Annotated in this window: 17 protein-coding genes; 10 read left to right on the forward strand and 7 right to left on the reverse strand. The window is 39.8% G+C overall.

The features are described from left to right. Positions 1-35: 35 nt before the first annotated feature. The 5 genes from R2S57_RS01590 (at position 36) to R2S57_RS01610 (ending at position 5,513) form a co-directional block, all read left to right on the forward strand. On the forward strand, positions 36-2,552 hold the full coding sequence (locus R2S57_RS01590; protein ID WP_316843366.1) for a zinc-dependent metalloprotease: 2,517 nt from the start codon (positions 36-38) through the stop codon (positions 2,550-2,552). Positions 2,553-2,745: 193 nt separating this feature from the next. Continuing rightward, complete coding sequence (locus R2S57_RS01595) at positions 2,746-3,621, forward strand: phosphodiester glycosidase family protein (RefSeq protein ID WP_316843367.1); 876 nt, start codon at positions 2,746-2,748, stop codon at positions 3,619-3,621. 68 nt (positions 3,622-3,689) lie between these two features. Then, positions 3,690-4,616 (forward strand): hypothetical protein, encoded by a 927-nt coding sequence (locus R2S57_RS01600; RefSeq protein WP_316843368.1) that lies wholly within the window; start codon positions 3,690-3,692, stop codon positions 4,614-4,616. Positions 4,617-4,720: 104 nt separating this feature from the next. Then, positions 4,721-4,912 (forward strand): cold-shock protein, encoded by a 192-nt coding sequence (locus tag R2S57_RS01605; protein WP_025141747.1) that lies wholly within the window; start codon positions 4,721-4,723, stop codon positions 4,910-4,912. A gap of 73 nt (positions 4,913-4,985) precedes the next feature. After that, positions 4,986-5,513: an RBBP9/YdeN family alpha/beta hydrolase gene (locus R2S57_RS01610; RefSeq protein WP_316843369.1), complete on the forward strand. Its 528-nt coding sequence runs from the start codon at positions 4,986-4,988 to the stop codon at positions 5,511-5,513. A 145-nt stretch (positions 5,514-5,658) separates the two neighbouring features. Here R2S57_RS01610 and R2S57_RS01615 read toward each other — a convergent pair whose 3' ends face one another. The 4 genes from R2S57_RS01615 to R2S57_RS01630 all read right to left on the reverse strand — a co-directional run bounded on the left by R2S57_RS01615 (position 5,659) and on the right by R2S57_RS01630 (position 7,985). Next, positions 5,659-6,141, reverse strand: a complete 483-nt coding sequence (locus tag R2S57_RS01615; protein ID WP_316843370.1) for a hypothetical protein — start codon at positions 6,139-6,141, stop codon at positions 5,659-5,661. After that, entirely contained in the window at positions 6,138-6,719 is a 582-nt protein-coding gene (locus R2S57_RS01620) for a sigma-70 family RNA polymerase sigma factor (RefSeq protein ID WP_316843371.1), read from the reverse strand. Before R2S57_RS01620 ends, R2S57_RS01615 begins: the two co-directional genes overlap by 4 nt. Before the next feature lie 309 nt (positions 6,720-7,028). After that, complete coding sequence (locus R2S57_RS01625; RefSeq protein ID WP_316843372.1) at positions 7,029-7,349, reverse strand: multidrug efflux SMR transporter; 321 nt, start codon at positions 7,347-7,349, stop codon at positions 7,029-7,031. A gap of 69 nt (positions 7,350-7,418) precedes the next feature. Continuing rightward, positions 7,419-7,985 carry a Crp/Fnr family transcriptional regulator gene (locus R2S57_RS01630; protein WP_316843373.1) on the reverse strand — a complete coding sequence of 189 codons (567 nt, stop codon included), beginning with the start codon at positions 7,983-7,985 and terminating at the stop codon, positions 7,419-7,421. Between the two features lie 233 nt (positions 7,986-8,218). Between R2S57_RS01630 and R2S57_RS01635 the strand changes: the two genes are divergently transcribed. Continuing rightward, entirely contained in the window at positions 8,219-8,581 is a 363-nt protein-coding gene (locus R2S57_RS01635) for a DUF6249 domain-containing protein (protein ID WP_316843374.1), read from the forward strand. Between the two features lie 350 nt (positions 8,582-8,931). Here the strand turns inward: R2S57_RS01635 and R2S57_RS01640 are convergent, their stop codons facing one another. Genes R2S57_RS01640 through R2S57_RS01650 form a run of 3 tightly spaced genes read right to left on the reverse strand, consistent with a single transcriptional unit; the run spans position 8,932 to position 11,042 of the window. Then, positions 8,932-9,354: a hotdog fold thioesterase gene (locus R2S57_RS01640; protein WP_316843375.1), complete on the reverse strand. Its 423-nt coding sequence runs from the start codon at positions 9,352-9,354 to the stop codon at positions 8,932-8,934. Continuing rightward, positions 9,344-9,853, reverse strand: a complete 510-nt coding sequence (locus R2S57_RS01645; protein ID WP_316843376.1) for a DinB family protein — start codon at positions 9,851-9,853, stop codon at positions 9,344-9,346. The genes R2S57_RS01640 and R2S57_RS01645 overlap by 11 nt, the downstream gene beginning before the upstream one ends. Beyond that, positions 9,834-11,042 (reverse strand): HAMP domain-containing sensor histidine kinase, encoded by a 1,209-nt coding sequence (locus R2S57_RS01650; RefSeq protein ID WP_316843377.1) that lies wholly within the window; start codon positions 11,040-11,042, stop codon positions 9,834-9,836. The genes R2S57_RS01645 and R2S57_RS01650 overlap by 20 nt, the downstream gene beginning before the upstream one ends. 223 nt (positions 11,043-11,265) lie before the next feature. On the opposite strand from R2S57_RS01650, the gene gltX reads away from it, so the two are divergent. The 4 genes from gltX to R2S57_RS01670 all read left to right on the forward strand — a co-directional run bounded on the left by gltX (position 11,266) and on the right by R2S57_RS01670 (position 18,636). Then, the gene (gltX, locus tag R2S57_RS01655) at positions 11,266-12,774 is read left to right on the forward strand and encodes a glutamate--tRNA ligase (protein WP_316843378.1); all 1,509 of its coding nucleotides are present in this window, start codon (positions 11,266-11,268) and stop codon (positions 12,772-12,774) included. Positions 12,775-12,946: 172 nt separating this feature from the next. Further along, positions 12,947-13,789 carry a neutral zinc metallopeptidase gene (locus R2S57_RS01660; RefSeq protein WP_316843379.1) on the forward strand — a complete coding sequence of 281 codons (843 nt, stop codon included), beginning with the start codon at positions 12,947-12,949 and terminating at the stop codon, positions 13,787-13,789. Between the two features lie 104 nt (positions 13,790-13,893). Beyond that, positions 13,894-15,027: a hybrid sensor histidine kinase/response regulator gene (locus tag R2S57_RS01665; protein WP_316843380.1), complete on the forward strand. Its 1,134-nt coding sequence runs from the start codon at positions 13,894-13,896 to the stop codon at positions 15,025-15,027. An 18-nt stretch (positions 15,028-15,045) separates the two neighbouring features. After that, the gene (locus R2S57_RS01670) at positions 15,046-18,636 is read left to right on the forward strand and encodes a response regulator (RefSeq protein WP_316843381.1); all 3,591 of its coding nucleotides are present in this window, start codon (positions 15,046-15,048) and stop codon (positions 18,634-18,636) included. Positions 18,637-18,638: the final 2 nt, after the last annotated feature.

Consider the following 18,638-nt stretch of genomic DNA (forward strand, 5'->3'; position numbering starts at 1 on the left):
CTCTTATTATCAAGCAAACTAACTCTTATATACACATGAAGAAAAACTTTAAGGTACTTGCCTTAGCAGGTATCGTAGCCCTTGGTGTAGCCGGATCGGATTCCGTATATGCTCAGAAGAAGTCGAAAACCACCAAAGGTGCTACGCCAGCAACTTCATCGGCCACTCCGGCTGCTGCACCAAAAAAAGAAGGAATTAAGCCATTTTCAGAAGTAATTACGGCAAAAGCCAGAACAACTAATGGTTTATTCAAAACACACAAAGTAGATGATAAATGGTATTTCGAAATACCAGATTCGATGATTAACCGCGAGATGCTTGTGGTTACCCGTTTGGCAAAAGTGCCTGCAGGCGTTAAGGTGGGCAACCAACAGTATGGCGGTGAAGAATTAAACGAACAGGTTTGGAAATGGGAGCGCAGAGGAAAACAGGTTTTTATCCGCGTGCCAAGTTATGCTACTAAAGCAGATCCAAACAGCGATATGTACGAATCGGTACAGAACTCTAATCTTGCACAGATTTTGGCCAGTTTCGAAATTAAAGCTTATAATAAAGATACTACGGGCGTTGTAATTGATGTTACCGATTTTTATAACGGCGATGTGATGGCCATCGGTGCTACCGATCAGATCCGTAAAGCCTATAAAGTTACCATGTATGATGCCACACGCTCTTACATCGATACCGTAAAAACTTTCCCGATCAACCTGGAAGTAAAAACTGCTAAAACCTATCGTGCAGCAGAATCGCCAACCGATAACAGCAATGCTGCGGTTACTTTTGAGTTTAACACTTCAATGCTGCTGTTGCCAAAAACGCCTGTGAAAGCCAGAATAATGGACAGTAGGGTTGGTTTCTTTGGTCAATCTCAGATTGATTATGGAAGCAATGCACAAAAGGCAGAGCGTACAGCCTATATCCACCGTTGGAATTTGGTTCCTAAGGATACAAATGCCTACAAACGTGGCGAATTGGTAGAACCAGTAAAACCGATTGTAATTTATATTGATCCGGCAACGCCAAAAAAATGGGTGCCGTTTTTAATCCAGGGGATTAACGATTGGCAGGTGGCATTCGAAGCCGCAGGGTTTAAAAATGCCATTTTAGGTAAAGAAGCGCCAACGGCACAGGAAGATCCTCAATTTAGTGTAGAAGATTCAAGATATTCGGTGGTGCGCTATTTTGCATCAGATATTGCAAATGCTTACGGGCCGCACATCAGCGATCCACGTACCGGACAAATTTTAGAAACACACATCGGTTGGTACCATAATGTAATGAACCTTTTGCGCAACTGGTATTTTGTGCAAACAGCAGCCATTAATCCAGAAGTGCGCAAAGCGCAGTTTAGTGATGCACAAATGGGCGAATTGATCCGTTTTGTATCGTCGCACGAAATTGGCCATACGTTAGGTTTACCACACAACTTTGGTTCGAGTTATGCTTACCCTGTTGATTCGTTACGTTCTAAAACATTTACCGATAAACATGGTACCGCACCATCAATTATGGATTATGCCCGTTTTAACTATATCGCACAACCTGGCGATGGTGTAACCAAACTTCACCCTCAAATTGGCGAATATGATAAGTGGGTAGTAAAATGGGGCTATTCCTGGATCCCGGGAAATAAAACCGCCGAGCAGGAAAAAGAAATTTTAGATCAATGGACCTTAAAAAATGCCGGTAATCCATTATACTTCTATGGCCGCCAGGGTACCACTTTAGATCCACGTTTACAAAGTGAAGATTTAGGTGATAATGCCATGAAGGCGAGTACTTATGGTATTGCTAACTTAAAACGTATTCTTCCAAACGTAGAAAAATGGACTTATCAAAAAGGTAAAGATTATAGCGACTTAAAAGAAATCTATACCGAAATTGTGGGGCAGTTTAACCGTTATATGGGTCATGTGGCTACTAATGTTGGTGGATTAAGTGAAAACTTTAAAACTTACGAGCAAAAAGGGCCTGTTTATGCTTACCTCCCTAAAGCAAAACAAAAAGAAGCCATTACTTTCTTCAATCAACAATTGTTTACCACACCACTTTGGTTAATCAGTAATGATCAGTTAGCCAAATTTGATAACGGACAATTAATTCTGCGTATTAAATCAGTACAGTCGAATATGTTGGGTAATCTTTTGGCCCCACCTAGACTAGCACGTTTATTAGATAATGAAATTAAAAATGGCCCTGCCAAAGCATATACCTTGCCTGAATTATTTACCGATTTAAGGTCATCTGTTTTTATTGCTGGTAGGCCAGATGCATTTAAACGCAATTTACAACGTGCTTACGTTGCCCGCTTAGAAGATCTAATGACTAAGGAGTCTGATCTTCCTCCTGGTTTCCCAATGGATTATGCAGCGAGTTATGGTTTAACACCAATCAATGTAGGTTTATCTGATATCAGACCATTGGTTAGAGCAGAGCTAAAAACGTTATTGGCGACTACGAAAGCCAGAGCGGCAGCAGGCGATGCCATTACCAAAGCACATTACGAAGATTTAAGCATCAGAATTAAAGATATTTTAGATCCGAAGAAATAAATGATTGAATGATAAAATGAGTGAATGAAAAGCAATACGCCATTCACTCATTCAAACATTTTTTGCGTTGGTTTAACCTCGCAGGTTTTTAAAACCTGCGAGGTTTTATCTTTTATTGGCATTCTTTGTATAATTCTTGATGCTTTGGGCGAATCACTAAATCGTTTTTTAATTTTAAGGCAAAACAAATTTTATGCTTAAGCGATTATTCTTTGCAGTTACCTTATTTACCTACGGTTTCTCTGCTTTTGGTCAGAATGCTGATTCTTTGACAGTTGTAAAAACCAGATGGCAGAAAAATAAAGTTGCCAAACAGGTGGTTTTATACCGACATCATTTTGATCAAAAGAATCTTTTTGCAGCAAACGAAAACATTTCGTTTTTAGAAATAAAGAATACCGGCCGCAAAGCTGTATTTGCGATTGGCGCAGAAGAAAAAGAACTGATTACCACCAGTAATTTTGGTTTACGGGATACGGCGATTGCTGCGGTAAACGGTAATTTCTTTGATGTGAAAAACGGAGGATCGGTAGATTTTGTACGGCTTAACGGAAAAAACGTTAATACCAACCGTTTAGATAAAAACGGAAACCGGGCAAGGCATCAGGAAGCCGCACTTGTGATTGAAAATGGCAAAATTTCCATCGTAAAATGGGATGGCACTGCCGATTGGGAAACTAAATTGAATGCTCAAAATATTTTGTTAAACGGCCCCTTATTAACTCTTAACAATGTTGATGAGAGCCTGGATACAGCTGGTTTTAACCGCCTGCGCCATCCACGCACCTGCCTGGGCATTAAAGCAAATGGGAGGGTGGTTTTGTTAACAGTTGATGGCAGAAATGAAAATTCGGCTGGAATGAGCCTGTTCGAGCTTACTAAGTTAATGCGTTGGTTGGGTTGCACCAGCGCCATAAATTTTGATGGCGGTGGCTCTACAACACTTTGGGTAAACGGAATGGAAGGCAACGGTGTAATTAACTACCCAACTGATAACAAAAAATGGGACCACGAAGGGCAGCGAAAAGTGGCCAATGTGATCCTGGTGAAGAAGAAAACCCGAAGATAAATCTCATCCGACGCATGAATGTTTAGCTCTGGCTAAAAAAACTTATTTTAGCCGAAGATTTTGTTGAAATGATTAAAAATACGATATACTTTTTCTTTTTTGTGCTGATGCTCTCTGCCTGTAAATTTGGCTCTAAAACCAGCGACCCAACTTTAAGGGATTTTACCTTCGAGCCTGTAAAAGGCATCCGCTATCAGGAAGTAAAACGGCGCTTTAAAAATGGACTTTCCTTTAATGCTGATGGGTTTATGCAAAAACCATCGTGGATCATTGAGGTGGTTAAAGAAGATACGATGTCGGCCTGGAGTCCACAGAAACAAAGAATGCAGAACTTTTATATGCAATACGACCACGGAAACGTATATAATTTTGCAGCTGAGTTTTTTAAAGTAAAACACATCAGTAAAGACAGTTTGGTTTTCCAGCGTGTACAGGTTAATGGAAGAGTAATTGCATCAGATGTTCGCTCGGATGTTAACATGACCTTTTACGCACAGGATTACATTAAAAACAAACTGAAAGCCAAAGCTGCCGATCTGCAAAAACCAACCAAGGCCGATACTGCATTTATTGAGAAACGCACGGCCAAGGTTAACTTAAATAGCGATAGTGCTTTTGCCGCAACAGATCCGGTTCAGTTTATCCCGAAAAGCAAAATCGCAAGGGTCGAAAAAATCAGTACCGTAGACCGCGCAAACAATAGGACCGAGGCTTACGATTACATGTTCCCGCAATACATTATCCGGATTGATCGCGCCTATAAAGATTTCGCTTACCAGGTTGCTGCGGTGGTCGATTTTCAGGGCGGGATACACGTAAAAACCATTTATAATGTGCTTCCCGAAAATGCCGAAGCCAAGAAAAAAGTGGCCCAGGGAATAGCCGATATCTACGTCAGAAACCTTTTTAATGTGGCTCCTGGAACCACGCTCGGAATTCCGCACAATAGCGAAATTACTTTAACAATAATTGGGAAGGCAATTAAAAAGCCTTAGTAATCTGCTATTTACAAAATTTTAACGTTAAAAAAATGTTAAAATTTATTTTGATTTTAAAAATTAAAACTTACCTTGCAGACTTAATTTTAATATTTAATACAATGCAAGAAGGCACAGTAAAATTCTTCAATGTAACTAAAGGTTTTGGCTTTATCGTTCCTGCGAATGGCGACAGCGAAATCTTTGTTCATTCAACAGGTCTTATCGACGAAATCCGTGAAAACGACAAAGTTCAGTACGAAGTTGCTAACGGTAAAAAAGGCTTAAACGCCGTTAATGTGAAAGTAATTTAATTTATTTATCATATTTACAGAGAAGGCTGCTTTCTTGCGATGGCGGCCTTTTTTTATTTTCTTCATTCAGATCATGACTTATTATTTCATTATTCCTGGTTTGGGCAATTCGGGCCCTGACCATTGGCAAACGCATTTCGAAAAATCTGGAGCTCAGTTTATCCGCATCAACCAACAGGAATGGGATGAACCGGCCAGTAAAGATTGGATCGAAACCATAGATCGGGCACTAGCTGGCTATGATCTGGCCGATGTGGTTTTAATTGGTCATAGTTTAGGCTGTACTGCAATTGCCAATTGGGCAAAAGAATATGGAAAAAAGGTTAAGGGCGCTTTGCTAGTTGCGCCCAGCGATTTGGAAGCACCACGTTATACCTTTAATACGGTTGGTTTTGACCATGTTCCTTTAGCTAAAATAAACTTTAAAACCATTGTTGTGGCCAGTACCAATGATGAATGGGTAACGCTTGAAAGGGCCGCGTTTTTTGCTGAGAACTGGGGAAGTGAATTTATTAATATTGGCCATGCAGGCCATATTAATACCGACGCTGGTTTTGGGGAATGGCCAACAGGTTTGGAGATTTTAAAAACTTTGGGTTAAAATTTGCTTTAAATAAGTCGTCATTGCGAGGCGGTGCTTGAGCGAGCCGAAGCCCGCCTGCAACGGGCAGGCAATCTTCTATTTCTTGAAACAAAGATTGCTTTCAGCCAAATAAAACTTGGCTTCGCAATGATGCGTAAGAATGTTACTTTTCGGCCACTTTCTTTCTTAAAAACTGATCTAAAAAAATCAATCCGATTACCAAATCTGCAAATAAGAAGCTATAAACGGCAGTAGGTGTAATGTATTGATCTAATTTGAAGTCGAAATCAACATTCATATCGAAATCGGGCATACTGAGGTTCGAGTTGTACAATACATAGCCAAATAAGGCCGCTAAGGAAATCACGAAAAAACCACCAATGCCATAAATAATCTTTTTATCAACCTTTGTTTTCATCGCCACAGGTGCTGGCACCAAGGCAACACTTTCCATCACATTTCTGGTAAACGACATGGAAGGTTCATCAAGATCTATTCCTTCAAAAGATGAGTTAAACTTTAAAAGATCATCATATTGAGATTTAATTTCAGCATCTGATGCAATTTTTTCTTCGATGGCTTTTTTTGAGGTTTCATCTAAATTTCCATCTATATAATCCCAAAGCTGTTGTTCTATTGTATTCATAGTAACTCCTTTACTTCATCTTTTAACAAATATTGTAATTTTTCTTTAAGCCTTTGCCTTGCGCGGTGCAATTTAACTTTTATGGTATTGGGCTCCATGTGCAAGGCTTCACCAATCTCTTCTAAACTTTGCTCGCCCTTATAAAATAAGGTAATTATAGCAGCATCATCAGGCAACAATTGGGTAATGGCCAGGTTTAAAAAGGCATGGCTATCCTGCCTTTCGTAACCGTTGGCATTAAAGCCCGATGTATGGTTTTCGAGCTGTATTATGGTACCTTCGTCATGGATTGATGAGGTATCCAAGCGGTTTTTTCGCAAAAAAGTCATGGCGGTGGTATAAGTAATAGTATAAAGCCATGTACTAAATTTAGCCGTTTGTTTAAAGGTACCCAATGCCTTGTACGCTTTTACAAAACAATCCTGTGCAATTTCTTCGGCATCTTCCCTGTTTTTCGAAAACCTTAAAGCAAGCGTAAATACAAACCGCTGATGGCGTTTTACCAGCAAAGCATACTGAGCGGTTTCGCCGTTCAATACATTTTGTATCAGCGCTAAGTCTGTAAGTATTTGCTCCATGTTTAGCTGTAAGACTACATTAAAGCTAGGTAGGTTACACGTGAAACATCATTATGGAGGATTATTATTTATCAACCAGATTAATAGTGTAACTAGATTAGTTTTTTGAAAACGAAAGGGCAGTTTTTCATGGCGGAGGGTAGTCCTGCTGTTCGCTGTAGCCCTCATTCTTCGGGGCTGCCGCTGCCATCAGGTTTATAAACAACGTTGGTTCGCTACGCAAACCTTTAAAATGAAAACTGTTCTAACCAATGCGAAACTTGCGAAGTTTTGCCTGCGCTTGGCTCGGTAAACTTCGCAAGATGGCCGCTAATGCGAGGCGAAAAATTTTAAGCCGGCAATGGATCCAATCAGTGTACAGATAAAAAAGATCCGCCAAAAAGTTGCTGGTTCGTTAAAATAAACAATGCCTATAATTACGGTTCCTACGGCCCCTATACCTGTCCAAACGGCATAAGCTGTGCCCATTGGCAAGGTTTGAGTGGCTTTATTTAACAATAAAAAGCTTAAGGTAATGCAGACAAGAAACGCTGCAGTCCATTTTATATTCGAGAAATTGTTCGATAATTTAAGACAGGTGGTAAAGCCAACTTCAAAAAGGCCGGCAATAATTAAAATAATCCAGTTCATGTTAAATGTGTTTCTGCAAACTTACGGTGCATTTATCGGGCAACATTTTACAAATGTTAAAAAATAAACCTATTTACAAGTGGCCCTGATGCGGCTCAAAGTAACTTGGGTTACGCCTAAATAGGAGGCAATGTGTTTTAGGGCCACACGTTTGATCAGCTCAGGAGATTGATCTATAAATTCCTGATAACGCTCTGCAGCTCCCTTAAAAGCCCTGTCGATTAATCTTCTTTCGGTAGCAATGAGTTCCTGCTCTGCAATTTTTCTGCCCCAATTGGTAATTTCCAGATTGTCTTTGTAAAGCAAAAACAGATCGTTTAACCTGATCCTTATTAAAGTACTGTTTTCTAAAAGTTCCACGTTTTCGTAACCCGGCCGATTGTTGATATAACTATTAAAAGAAAAAAGCACATTACCACTTTGTCCAAACCAGAAAGTAATCTGCTGGTTTTCGCCATCGCAATATGCCCGGGCTATGCCTTTTTCAAGCACATAAAAATAAGGTTCTATCTTGTCGGCATGGATAATGATCGTACCCTTTTTGTATTTAACATATTCAATATGCTTAGAAATCTCGTGCAGTGAATCATCACTTAATGAAGTAAAAACGGCTATATTTCTAAGTTGTTCAATCAAAATCGATGGTTTTAAAACAAAAATAAGAATGTTTTGGCAAGGTAGCGCTTGATGGTTGAATATTGATGTTTTTGCGATTTATATCCGTTATTTTTCACTTGTACACTGGTGATTGATCATTGGTTATTGAATATTTTACATAGGGTGTAACCTGATTCAAAAGCATGTAGTCATAATACACAGAACACGGTTCAACAGACAGATAAAATATTTACAAATTAAAAATTATAATCATGGAAGGTATATTAGTTCCCATCTCACTTTTTTTAGGTGCATTCGCAATGGTATTCGGAATACGCTATTTATCAAATAAGGAGAAAATGGCAATGATCGAAAGGGGAATCGATCCAGGGGTGCACAAGGCAACACCAAAACCATTTTTAAGCCTAAAATTCGGTTTATTATTGGTTGGTTTGGGCGTCGGTTTATTAGTTGCGCTCTTCACGGTTAGAGGCGTATTCGGCAGCGACATGACCCATAGCGAAGAAGGACAATCGGTAGCCATTTATTTCGGCTGCATAGGCATTTTCGGTGGCTTAGGTTTAATTGTTTCTTATCTGGTAGAGAAAAAATGGTTGGATAACAATAAGTTTTAATGAGCAGAGAAGTCAAGTTTACTAACAAGGTTGCGGTGAAAACTTGACTTCTCTTTTTTTGTGTTGTCAGATGTTTCCATCTGACAATTGATATTTTCAGTAATAGAAATTTGCTTTTAGATTTAAAGGACAGTCAGATGGTAACATCTGACAGCACCATTTGATGATATGGAGAGAAGTCAAGTTTACTAGCAAGGTTACCGTGGAAACTTGACTTCTCTTTATTTTTGTGTTGTCAGATGTTTCCATCTGACAATTGGTACTGGAATTGCAATAGTCTACTTTCAACATCAGATAATTTACTTTGGGTTTAATGAACAGTCAGATGGTAACATCTGACAGCACGTAGTTTACTGCGGCCTATTGATAATCGCAACCGTTAAGCGGCTAATGCAATTCATTTTTCCACGTTCGTCGTAAATTTTAATTTCCCAAACCTGCGTTTTGGCGCCCACATGTAAGGGTTTGCAGATGCCTTTAACCAGACCACTTTTTACGGGGCGCAAATGGTTGGCATTTACTTCCAGGCCAACGGCCATGTACTTTTCAGGATCGATACACATATAAGAAGCAATACTGCCCAATGTTTCGGCTAAAACTACTGAGGCACCGCCATGCAATATGCCTGCAGGCTGATGTGTGCGTTCATCAACAGGCATGGTTCCGCTAATAAAATCTTCGCCAATTTCGGTGAATCGAATATCGAGCAAGCCACCCAGATGATTTTTCGGGCGGTTATTTAAATCTTCAATGGTAAAATTTTTAAACCACATGATAACGTTCTTTTAAGATAGAAACATGGTGAATAATGTGGCCTCCGGCGATAAAAAGGATAGATTTTACATTAATTTCCCTTCCAGAAGCAATTCCTTTTCTGTTTAATTCTTCTTCATTTAAAGATTTAAAAAGGTATAAATTGGCTTTGCGCAGGGCAATAAATTCTTCAATTAAATCTTCCAGTTCACGCTCGGCAAAGCGGGCGTTTTTTACATAATCATCTTCTTCAAAGCCCGGTAAGGGTTGTTGTTCATTTCTTGCAAAACAGGTGATGCGATAAGCAAAAACGCGCTCGGTATCGATAATATGCCCCAACATCTCTTTCAGTGTCCATTTGCCTTCGGCATAAGCATAATCTGCTTTATCGGCATTGGCCCTAAATAAAGCTGGAAGGCTTTGAACCTGATCGTTTAAAATCTCAAAAATATCTCGATCAACTTTGCTGATATATGTTTCACCCCAAATTGGATATTCGTTAGGCTGTGGTCGGTTCATATCTTAAACTGCTTTTTAATATTATTCTAAAAGTTGTGCCTTTACCCAGCTCGGAGTCTTTTACAAAAATTTCGCCGCTGTGGTAATTCTCCACAATACGTTTGGTAAGTGATAGGCCCAGTCCCCAGCCACGTTTACGTGTAGTATAGCCCGGTTGAAAAACCGCGTCGAACTTAGATCTTGGAATGCCCTTTCCGGTATCGCTCACATCAATAAATACCTGTTCTTTTGCTAAATTTTCGATAATGTTAATGGAAATTGATCCTTCGTTTTCGATGGCGTTGGCCGCGTTTTTCAAAAGATTTTCGATTACCCAATCAAATAAAGGCACATTTAACATGGCCCTTACCTGTTCATCGCCGGTAATGCTGAATTTTACCTTATCTGATGTACGTACCTTAAAATAGCGGATAAAATCGCTGATTACAATATATACGGTATGGTCTTCGAGTATAGGTTTGGACCCGATTTTAGAAAAACGGTCGGTAATAATTTCCAGGCGTTTAATATCGTTCTCCATTTCGGCAATTAAGGGGTCATCCTCTGCATCGAATTTAGATTTCATGAGTTCCGTCCAGGCCATGAGCGATGATATAGGTGTGCCCAACTGATGCGCTGTTTCCTTGGCCAATCCCACCCAAACATGATCCTGTTCGTCTTTCCGGGCAGAACTGAAGGCCGCATAAGCTGTTAAGAGAAACAAGAAGATCACAGCCATTTGTATGTAGGGGAAATACCTCAACTGTGTTAAAATAAAAGAATCACGATAGTATGCTTTGAACTTTTTGCCAAAAAAATTCATTTCATCTGGTGGGTGCTGGGCTTTCATCTGTCTCAGTTGGCGTACAAAATATAAGCTATCGTAAGTAAGTTTAGTATCGGCAGTTGGATAATTGGTTTTTGCACTGTCTAAACCGAAAAAAGAACTGATCATGCCTGCCGAATCGATCATGATTACAGGCGTTTTGGTATTTGCACGTACCGTTTCTACAATTACGCGGTAATCATCGTTATCGTAAAGAAACATGGCACGTTCCTGGATTTTAACCCAAAGGTGAAATTGGTCGGCCTCCTCGCGTTCCATTTTTTTTACAAAAGAATCGGTGTAAAATACTGAGGCAATGCCAATTAAGATGGCAAATATGAGAAGGAAAAACTTCCAGCGGCGTTTCTTTTGATAGGGGTTCATGCTTTAGCTAGCCAAATTACAATAACAAAACGAAAAAAACATAAAACCATTATGCTTTTTAAAAAAGCTAAGGCAATCATTTAGAAAGCATAATCGCTTCATCACATATGAAAACCATATAAAATGGATGAAAAACATATCTTTGCAGGATCTTGCGTTTTGCGCAAAGCGATAAGCGTTCAGAACGCCTAACGCCTAGCGCCACTCGCTCAGCACACCAATTATGGATAAAAAAGTTAGAGTAAGATTTGCCCCAAGCCCAACCGGAGGTTTGCATTTAGGTGGTGTACGCACCGCTTTGTTCAATTATTTGTTCGCCAAAAAAAATAATGGAACTTTTATACTTCGTGTAGAAGATACCGATCAAAACCGCTTTGTAGAAGGCGCCGAAGAATATATCGTAAATTGTTTAAATTGGTGTGGCATTACACCAGATGAAAGTCCGGCCAACCCCGGTGCTTATGGGCCATACCGTCAAAGTGAGCGTAAACCGAGTTACCGGAAATTTGCTGAGCAATTAATTAGTGATGGTTATGCTTATTATGCTTTTGATACCCCCGAAGATTTAGATGCCAAACGAAAAGAAATTCCAAATTTTCAGTACGGACAGGCCACACGTATGCAGATGCGTAACTCTTTAACCCTTACCATTAGTGAAGTGGAAGATCTTTTGGCAGCAAAAACACCACATGTAATCCGTATTAAGGTGCCCGCAGATGAAATTGTGCATTTCAATGATTTAATCCGTGGAGATGTAAGTTTCGAAACCTCGCTGGTTGACGATAAGGTATTGTTAAAAGCAGACGGAATGCCTACCTATCATTTGGCTGTTGTGGTTGATGATAAAGCAATGGAAATCAGTCATGCCTTTAGAGGTGAAGAATGGTTGCCTTCGGCTCCTGTTCATATTTTGCTTTGGAAGTATTTAGGTTGGGAAGCCGATATGCCTGCATGGGCACATTTGCCTTTAATTTTAAAACCTGATGGACACGGAAAACTAAGCAAACGTGACGGTGACCGTTTAGGTTTCCCGGTGTATGCCATGAACTGGACGGATCCTAAAACTGGTGAAGTAACCAAAGGTTTTAAAGAACTGGGTTTCATGCCCGAAGCTTTTATCAATATGTTAGCGCTTTTAGGTTGGAACGATGGTACCGATCAGGAATTATTCTCATTAAAAGAATTAGAAGAAAAATTCTCTGTAGAACGGATCAGTAAAGCGGGGGCTAAATTCGATTTCGAAAAAGCAAAGTGGTATAACCACGAGTGGATCAAATCTCAGAATGCGGAACGATTAGCACCAAGTGTTAAAACGGAACTGGAAAAAGCAGGTGTTGAAATAAACGACGATGCTTTTTTAAATACCATTATCGAGTTGATTAAAGACCGCTGTACTTTGCTGCCCGATTTTGTGGCGCAGAGCAGTTACTTTTTTGCTTCACCCGCAGAATATGATGTAAATTCAGTTAAACCAAAATGGACAACAGAAAAAGCAGACTTTTTTAATGCTTTTGCAGAAAGTTTAACACTAACCGACGCCATTACTGCAGAAGCTGCTTTTAAAGCCTTAGCTGAAGAGAAAGGATTTAAACCTGGCGAGTTGATGCTGCCTTTCCGCATTATGCTGGTTGGTGGCAAATTTGGGCCCGGCGTTTTTGATATTGCCGTATTGTTAGGCGTAGCGGAAACAAAATCAAGAATTGCAAAAGCAATCGCTGCTTTTAATAATTAGCAGATTTAATTGAAAAATTAAGGTGAATGATATCAGGAAGTCAAGTTTTTTAAAAAATTTGACTTCCTTTTTTTTGCTACCGACCAAAATGAAATCAATTAAAATAATTTCTACTTTAGCATAACAATTGTCCCGTGATTAAGGTTATTCATTAAACTAAAAAATATTAACTATGCAATGGTTTGGTAAAGGCAGTAATAATGTAGAAGACGGCAGAAGCGGTGGTGGTGGAAAAACCATCCTTGGCGGAGGAATCGGTATTATCATCGTTGTACTCGGATTAATTTTTGGGAAAGATTTAACTGGCGTGGTGAGTCAGATCCCGGCAACTACAGGTACTGAAGAAGTAAAGCAGGGCGTTCCTGCCAACGATGCACAGGCCCAGTTTGTTTCTGGTGTTTTAGAATCAACAGAACAGGTTTGGGATAAGGAATTCCAAGCCATGGGTAAACAATATGAATATCCAAAATTAAGATTGTTTAGGGAGGCTGTACAAACTGCGTGCGGAAATGCCAGCGCCAATGTTGGGCCATTTTATTGCCCTGGCGACCGTAAAGTATACATCGATTTATCATTTTATGATGATTTGAAAAACCGTTTCGGAGCGGCGGGCGATTTTGCGCAGGCTTATGTAATTGCACACGAGGTTGGCCATCACGTTCAGAACTTATTGGGCATTTCAGAAAAGCTAGATCAGGCCCGCGGTCAGGTGAGTGAAAAAGAATATAACCGTTTATCGGTTAAATTAGAATTGCAGGCTGATTTTTTTGCCGGTTTATGGGCACACAATGCACAAAACCTTAAAGATTTTAAATTAGATGAAGGTGACATAGAAGAAGCTTTAACCGCTGCCAATGCCATCGGCGATGATAAACTGCAAAAACAGGCTACAGGCGATGTACAGCCTGATTCTTTTACCCATGGCACATCTGCTCAGCGCATGTACTGGTTTAAAAAGGGTTTTGAAACTGGAGATATTAAACAAGGTGATACCTTTAATTCAAATAATTTATAAAAAGTTAAAACTTTTTCGAAACACTGTTGTTTGTTTACAGTTAATGAGATTTTTATCTCCAAACCAAACATAATTATCCCGGCTTCTTATTTGTTTTAATAAAGATGATCCTTATAGTTGATGACAGGCCCGAAAACCTGATCTCGTTACAGAAAGTACTCCAAGCACACAATTTTGAGGTTGATACCGCATCATCCGGCGAAGAAGCGCTAAAAAAAGTCTTAAAAAATAATTATGTCCTGATTATTCTGGACGTACAAATGCCCGATATGGATGGCTTTGAAGTGGCTGAGGCCATTTCGGGTTTCAGTAAGGCCAAAGATACCGCCATTATATTTCTCTCGGCCGTAAATACTGAACTCAAATTTATTACAAAAGGCTACCTGAGCGGTGGTTTGGATTATATCACCAAACCCGTTGATATTAATGTGCTGCTGCTTAAAATAAAAACATTCTACCGTATTTATGAGCAGAACAGAAAGCTTAACGAAGTACAGGAGAAGTTATTAGAAGAAATCGAATTCCGAAAGCAGGCTGAACATAAAAAAGACGAATTTATCAGTATCGCAAGTCATGAGTTAAAAACACCTTTAACCAGTGTAAAGGGGTATATTCAGTTATTGCAACGGAGCTTGCACAGAGATGATAAAACGATGGCGCAGAACCATCTCGAAAAAGCCGCCATTCAGCTCGAAAAGTTGAACGAATTAATTGTCGATTTGCTCGATATCTCTAAAATTGAAAGTGGCAAGATGAAGTTTAACATGAAAAGCTTCTGTGCCGATAATATGGTGAGCAATGCCATCGAAATGTTGCAACATTCAAATCCCGATTTTAAAATTACGAAACTCGGCAAAACCGAGGAAATGATTTTTGGAGATGAAATGCGCCTCGAGCAGGTGGTCATCAATTTCATTACCAATGCGATAAAATATGCTCCCGGCACCAATCAGGTTAATGTTACCATCAATATTAAGGATGAAAAACTTTATCTGGCCGTAAAAGATTTCGGTATTGGCATTTCTAAAGAGCAACAACATAAAATATTCGATAAATTTTACCGGGTAGAAGAAAATAGCAACCGCTTTAATGGCCTGGGTATCGGTTTGTATATCTGCTCCGAAATTATCAATCGGCACGGTGGAACAATAGGGGTAAACAGCGTTCCGGATGAAGGATCGGAGTTTTATTTCATCATCCCCATTACCGAAGAAGAAATCCTTAAAAATCAGATCTAATTATCCTTAACACATATAATGAAAACAACTCTTAAAAATAATTTACGTTTGGGCCTTGGCTTGTCGCTAATTATTCTATTTATCAGTTCATTGGCTTCTTACGTAAGCATCAGTAACCTGATTAAAAGTACCGACCTGGTAAAACACAGCGACGAGGTGATTCTGAATACTGAAGGTGTAATTTCTACCTTAAAGGATGCCGAAACCGGGCAACGTGGTTACCTATTAACGGGAAATAAGATATTCTTGCAGCCTTATTACGGTTCTACCGATACCGCAATGGCGGCTTTAAACAGGATAGAGGCACAAACTAAGGATAATACCGTTCAGCAAAAAAATGTTGCCGAATTAAGAAATATCCTGGCCCGTAGGCTTAATATTATTACCTCAACCATAGAAATAAAATCATTAGGCGGGCAGATTGATCCAACGGTACTTTTAGAGGGTAAAACCTATATGGACCAGGCGCGTGGCGTGGTGAACAGGATGGTAAAGGAAGAAAGGAGATTGCTCGAAAGCCGCACGGCTGAGCTAAACAAACTTACGGCTTATACCCCAATCCTGATTTTAATTGCGGCCCTTCTCGCCATACTGATCACCCTGTTTTTTTATAGAAAAGTATCTGTCGATTTTGATGAACGTGTTAAACTTCAAAAAGAAATTGAGGATAAAAAATATGAAATGGAGAAACGCATTGTGGCCATTAAAGAAATTGCCTCTCAGATTTCTAACGGCAATTATGGTGTAAAACTCGATAGCCAGAGTCAGGATGATATAGGTGAGCTTTCTGAATCGCTAAACACGATGTCTTCTTCATTAAAAAAATCTTTTGATACACTTGAAGAAAACGAATGGATACAAACGGGGGTGGCCAACTTAAATGTAAACATGGTCGGCGAAAAGGATGTTTTCCATCTGGCAGAAGATATTATAGAATTTTTGGCCAATTATACCAAAAGCCAGATTGGTGCCCTCTACTTGTTTAAAGATGATGGTTACCTGCATCTGAAAGGTCAATATGCCTTGCAGGGGCAAAATTTAGTGGAAACCATTGAACTTGGGCAAGGATTAATTGGCCAGGCCGTGAAAACGGGTAAAGCTATTTTGCTGGATGATGTACCACAGAATGAATTGACAGTTACCCATGCCACAGGAAATATAAAACCAGCGCAACTAATTGTATTGCCTATTATTAGAAACGAAATTTCAATAGGAGGTTTGGAATTGGGTACCATAGGTAAATACAGCAACCTTCAACTGCACTTCTTAAACCTGGTTTTATCTGATATCGGTACAGCCCTGTTAGGCGCACAGAACCGTCAAAAGCTTCAGCAGTTATTAGAAGAAACGCAGGCACAATCAGAAGAGTTGCAAGTGCAGCACAACGAATTAGAAGGCTTAAATGCTGAACTCGAAGCGCAGGCGCAAAAACTTCAGGCCAGTGAAGAAGAATTACGCGTGCAACAAGAAGAGTTATTGCAAAGTAATCAGGAGCTTGAAGAAAGAAGCAGTTTGTTGGAAGAGAAAAATGAACTGATTGAAGAGCGCAATATAGAAATTCAACAGAAGGCAGAGGCTTTAGAGTTGAGTACACGATATAAATCGGAGTTTTTGGCCAACATGTCGCATGAGTTAAGAACCCCACTTAATTCGATCTTGCTATTATCGAGGTTAATGGCCGAAAATGAGGCAATGGATCGCGAACATCAGGAATATGCGGAGGTGATCCAAAGTTCGGGCCAGGGCTTATTGAGTTTGATTGACGAGATTTTGGATCTTTCTAAAATTGAAGCTGGTAAAATGGAGCTCGATAGAATGAACATCAAAGTTGATGATATTATCTTCAATATGCGTTCGTTATTTAACCCTCTGGCAAAAGAGCGGAACCTGAACTTTGTGGTCGATAAATCTACAACAGTACCTGAGTTTTTCCATACCGATAAAATGCGTTTAGAGCAGATCATCAAAAATCTGTTATCTAATGCCATTAAATTTACAACCGTGGGCTCGGTAACGTTAAACATCAGTAAAAACGAGAAACTGGGCGCACTGGTATTCAAAGTTACCGATACTGGGGTGGGTATAGCGCCCGAAAAACAAGGCATGGTATTCGAGGCTTTCCAACAGGCAGATGGCTCTACACGGCGTAAATTTGGCGGTACAGGTTTAGGTCTTTCGATCAGCAGAGAACTAGCTAAACTATTGGGTGGTTATATCGACTTAAAGAGCGCTGAAGGCGAGGGGAGTGTTTTCACTTTAACGTTGCCTATTGATAAAAATAAGGGCTTTGAAGGCGTTGCTGTTAATTTCGATAAACCTGTTTTTGTCGCTGCTGCAGAGCCGGTGATCAAAAAAGTAAGTCATTTAACGGTCGATAATATTCCGCAGGAAATAGATGATGACCGCGATAATATCGAGCCTGATGATAAGGTAATTTTAATTGTGGAGGATGATACCCCTTTTGCCAAAACACTTTTAGATTTTACCCGAAAAAGAAATTACAAAGGTTTGGTGGCCGTTCGTGGTGATGTGGGCATCGAAATGGCGAAAAGATTTAAACCGCTCGCTATTTTACTTGATATTCAATTACCGATTAAAGATGGCTGGCAGGTAATGGAGGAGTTGAAATCAGATCCTTCCACACGCCCTATTCCGGTGCACATCATGTCATCTTTACAGGTGAAGAAAGAAAGTTTGTTAAAAGGTGCAGTTGATTTTATCAACAAACCTTTTGCTTTTGAACACATGCAAGAGATCTTTTCGAAACTGGAACATGCACTTAGCCGTCACCCTAAAAAGGTACTTATTGTTGAAGAAAACGAACAACATGCCAAAGCATTAAGTTACTTTTTAAGCAACTTTAATATCCAGACCGAAATTGTGAACCAGGTAAATGAAAGTGTTTCTGCGCTACATAAACCCGAAGTAAACTGTGTAATTCTGGATATGGGTATTCCTGATAAACATGCTTATGAAACCCTGGAAGTGGTGAAGAAAACACCGGGACTGGAAAATCTGCCAATCATTATCTTTACGGGTAAAAACCTTTCAAAAGGAGAGGAAAACAGGATCAAACAATACGCAGATTCTATAGTGGTAAAAACGGCGCATTCTTATCAGCGCATATTGGATGAGGCTGGTTTGTTCCTTCATCTGGTAGAAGAAAAAAGTAAAGAGAAAACAAAGGCCCCTAAAAAATTCTCCGAACTGCAGGATGTATTGATTGGTAAAACAGTTCTGGTTGCCGACGATGATGTGCGTAATATTTTCTCATTAACCAAAATGTTAGAGCAGCACCAGATGAAAGTGGTTGCCGCTACCGATGGTAAAGAAGCGCTTAAACTGTTAAATGAAACCCCGGAGATCGACGTGGTATTAATGGATATGATGATGCCTGAGCTTGATGGTTATGAAACGACAACAGCCATCAGACAGGATATCAAATACCGGAACCTGCCAATTTTAGCGGTAACGGCTAAAGCCATGATGGGCGACAGGGAAAAATGTATTGCAGCAGGTGCTTCCGATTACATCAGTAAACCCGTAGATATGGATCAATTGGTATCACTTTTGCGTGTTTGGCTTTACGAAAATCATCATAACTCATAACC

Origin of the sequence: Pedobacter psychrodurus, assembly GCF_032678585.1 — a bacterium.
GTDB lineage: Bacteria > Bacteroidota > Bacteroidia > Sphingobacteriales > Sphingobacteriaceae > Pedobacter > Pedobacter psychrodurus_A.

Bases quoted from the DNA above. Each gene is read 5' to 3' on its own strand.
- R2S57_RS01590 (WP_316843366.1), top strand. From the start codon at position 36: ATGAAGAAAAACTTTAAGGTACTTGCCTTAGCAGGTATCGTAGCCCTT.
- R2S57_RS01595 (WP_316843367.1), top strand. From the start codon at position 2,746: ATGCTTAAGCGATTATTCTTTGCAGTTACCTTATTTACCTACGGTTTC.
- R2S57_RS01600 (WP_316843368.1), top strand. From the start codon at position 3,690: ATGATTAAAAATACGATATACTTTTTCTTTTTTGTGCTGATGCTCTCT.
- R2S57_RS01605 (WP_025141747.1), top strand. From the start codon at position 4,721: ATGCAAGAAGGCACAGTAAAATTCTTCAATGTAACTAAAGGTTTTGGC.
- R2S57_RS01610 (WP_316843369.1), top strand. From the start codon at position 4,986: ATGACTTATTATTTCATTATTCCTGGTTTGGGCAATTCGGGCCCTGAC.
- R2S57_RS01615 (WP_316843370.1), bottom strand. From the start codon at position 6,141: ATGAATACAATAGAACAACAGCTTTGGGATTATATAGATGGAAATTTA.
- R2S57_RS01620 (WP_316843371.1), bottom strand. From the start codon at position 6,719: ATGGAGCAAATACTTACAGACTTAGCGCTGATACAAAATGTATTGAAC.
- R2S57_RS01625 (WP_316843372.1), bottom strand. From the start codon at position 7,349: ATGAACTGGATTATTTTAATTATTGCCGGCCTTTTTGAAGTTGGCTTT.
- R2S57_RS01635 (WP_316843374.1), top strand. From the start codon at position 8,219: ATGGAAGGTATATTAGTTCCCATCTCACTTTTTTTAGGTGCATTCGCA.
- R2S57_RS01640 (WP_316843375.1), bottom strand. From the start codon at position 9,354: ATGTGGTTTAAAAATTTTACCATTGAAGATTTAAATAACCGCCCGAAA.
- R2S57_RS01645 (WP_316843376.1), bottom strand. From the start codon at position 9,853: ATGAACCGACCACAGCCTAACGAATATCCAATTTGGGGTGAAACATAT.
- R2S57_RS01650 (WP_316843377.1), bottom strand. From the start codon at position 11,042: ATGAACCCCTATCAAAAGAAACGCCGCTGGAAGTTTTTCCTTCTCATA.
- gltX (WP_316843378.1), top strand. From the start codon at position 11,266: ATGGATAAAAAAGTTAGAGTAAGATTTGCCCCAAGCCCAACCGGAGGT.
- R2S57_RS01660 (WP_316843379.1), top strand. From the start codon at position 12,947: ATGCAATGGTTTGGTAAAGGCAGTAATAATGTAGAAGACGGCAGAAGC.
- R2S57_RS01665 (WP_316843380.1), top strand. From the start codon at position 13,894: ATGATCCTTATAGTTGATGACAGGCCCGAAAACCTGATCTCGTTACAG.
- R2S57_RS01670 (WP_316843381.1), top strand. From the start codon at position 15,046: ATGAAAACAACTCTTAAAAATAATTTACGTTTGGGCCTTGGCTTGTCG.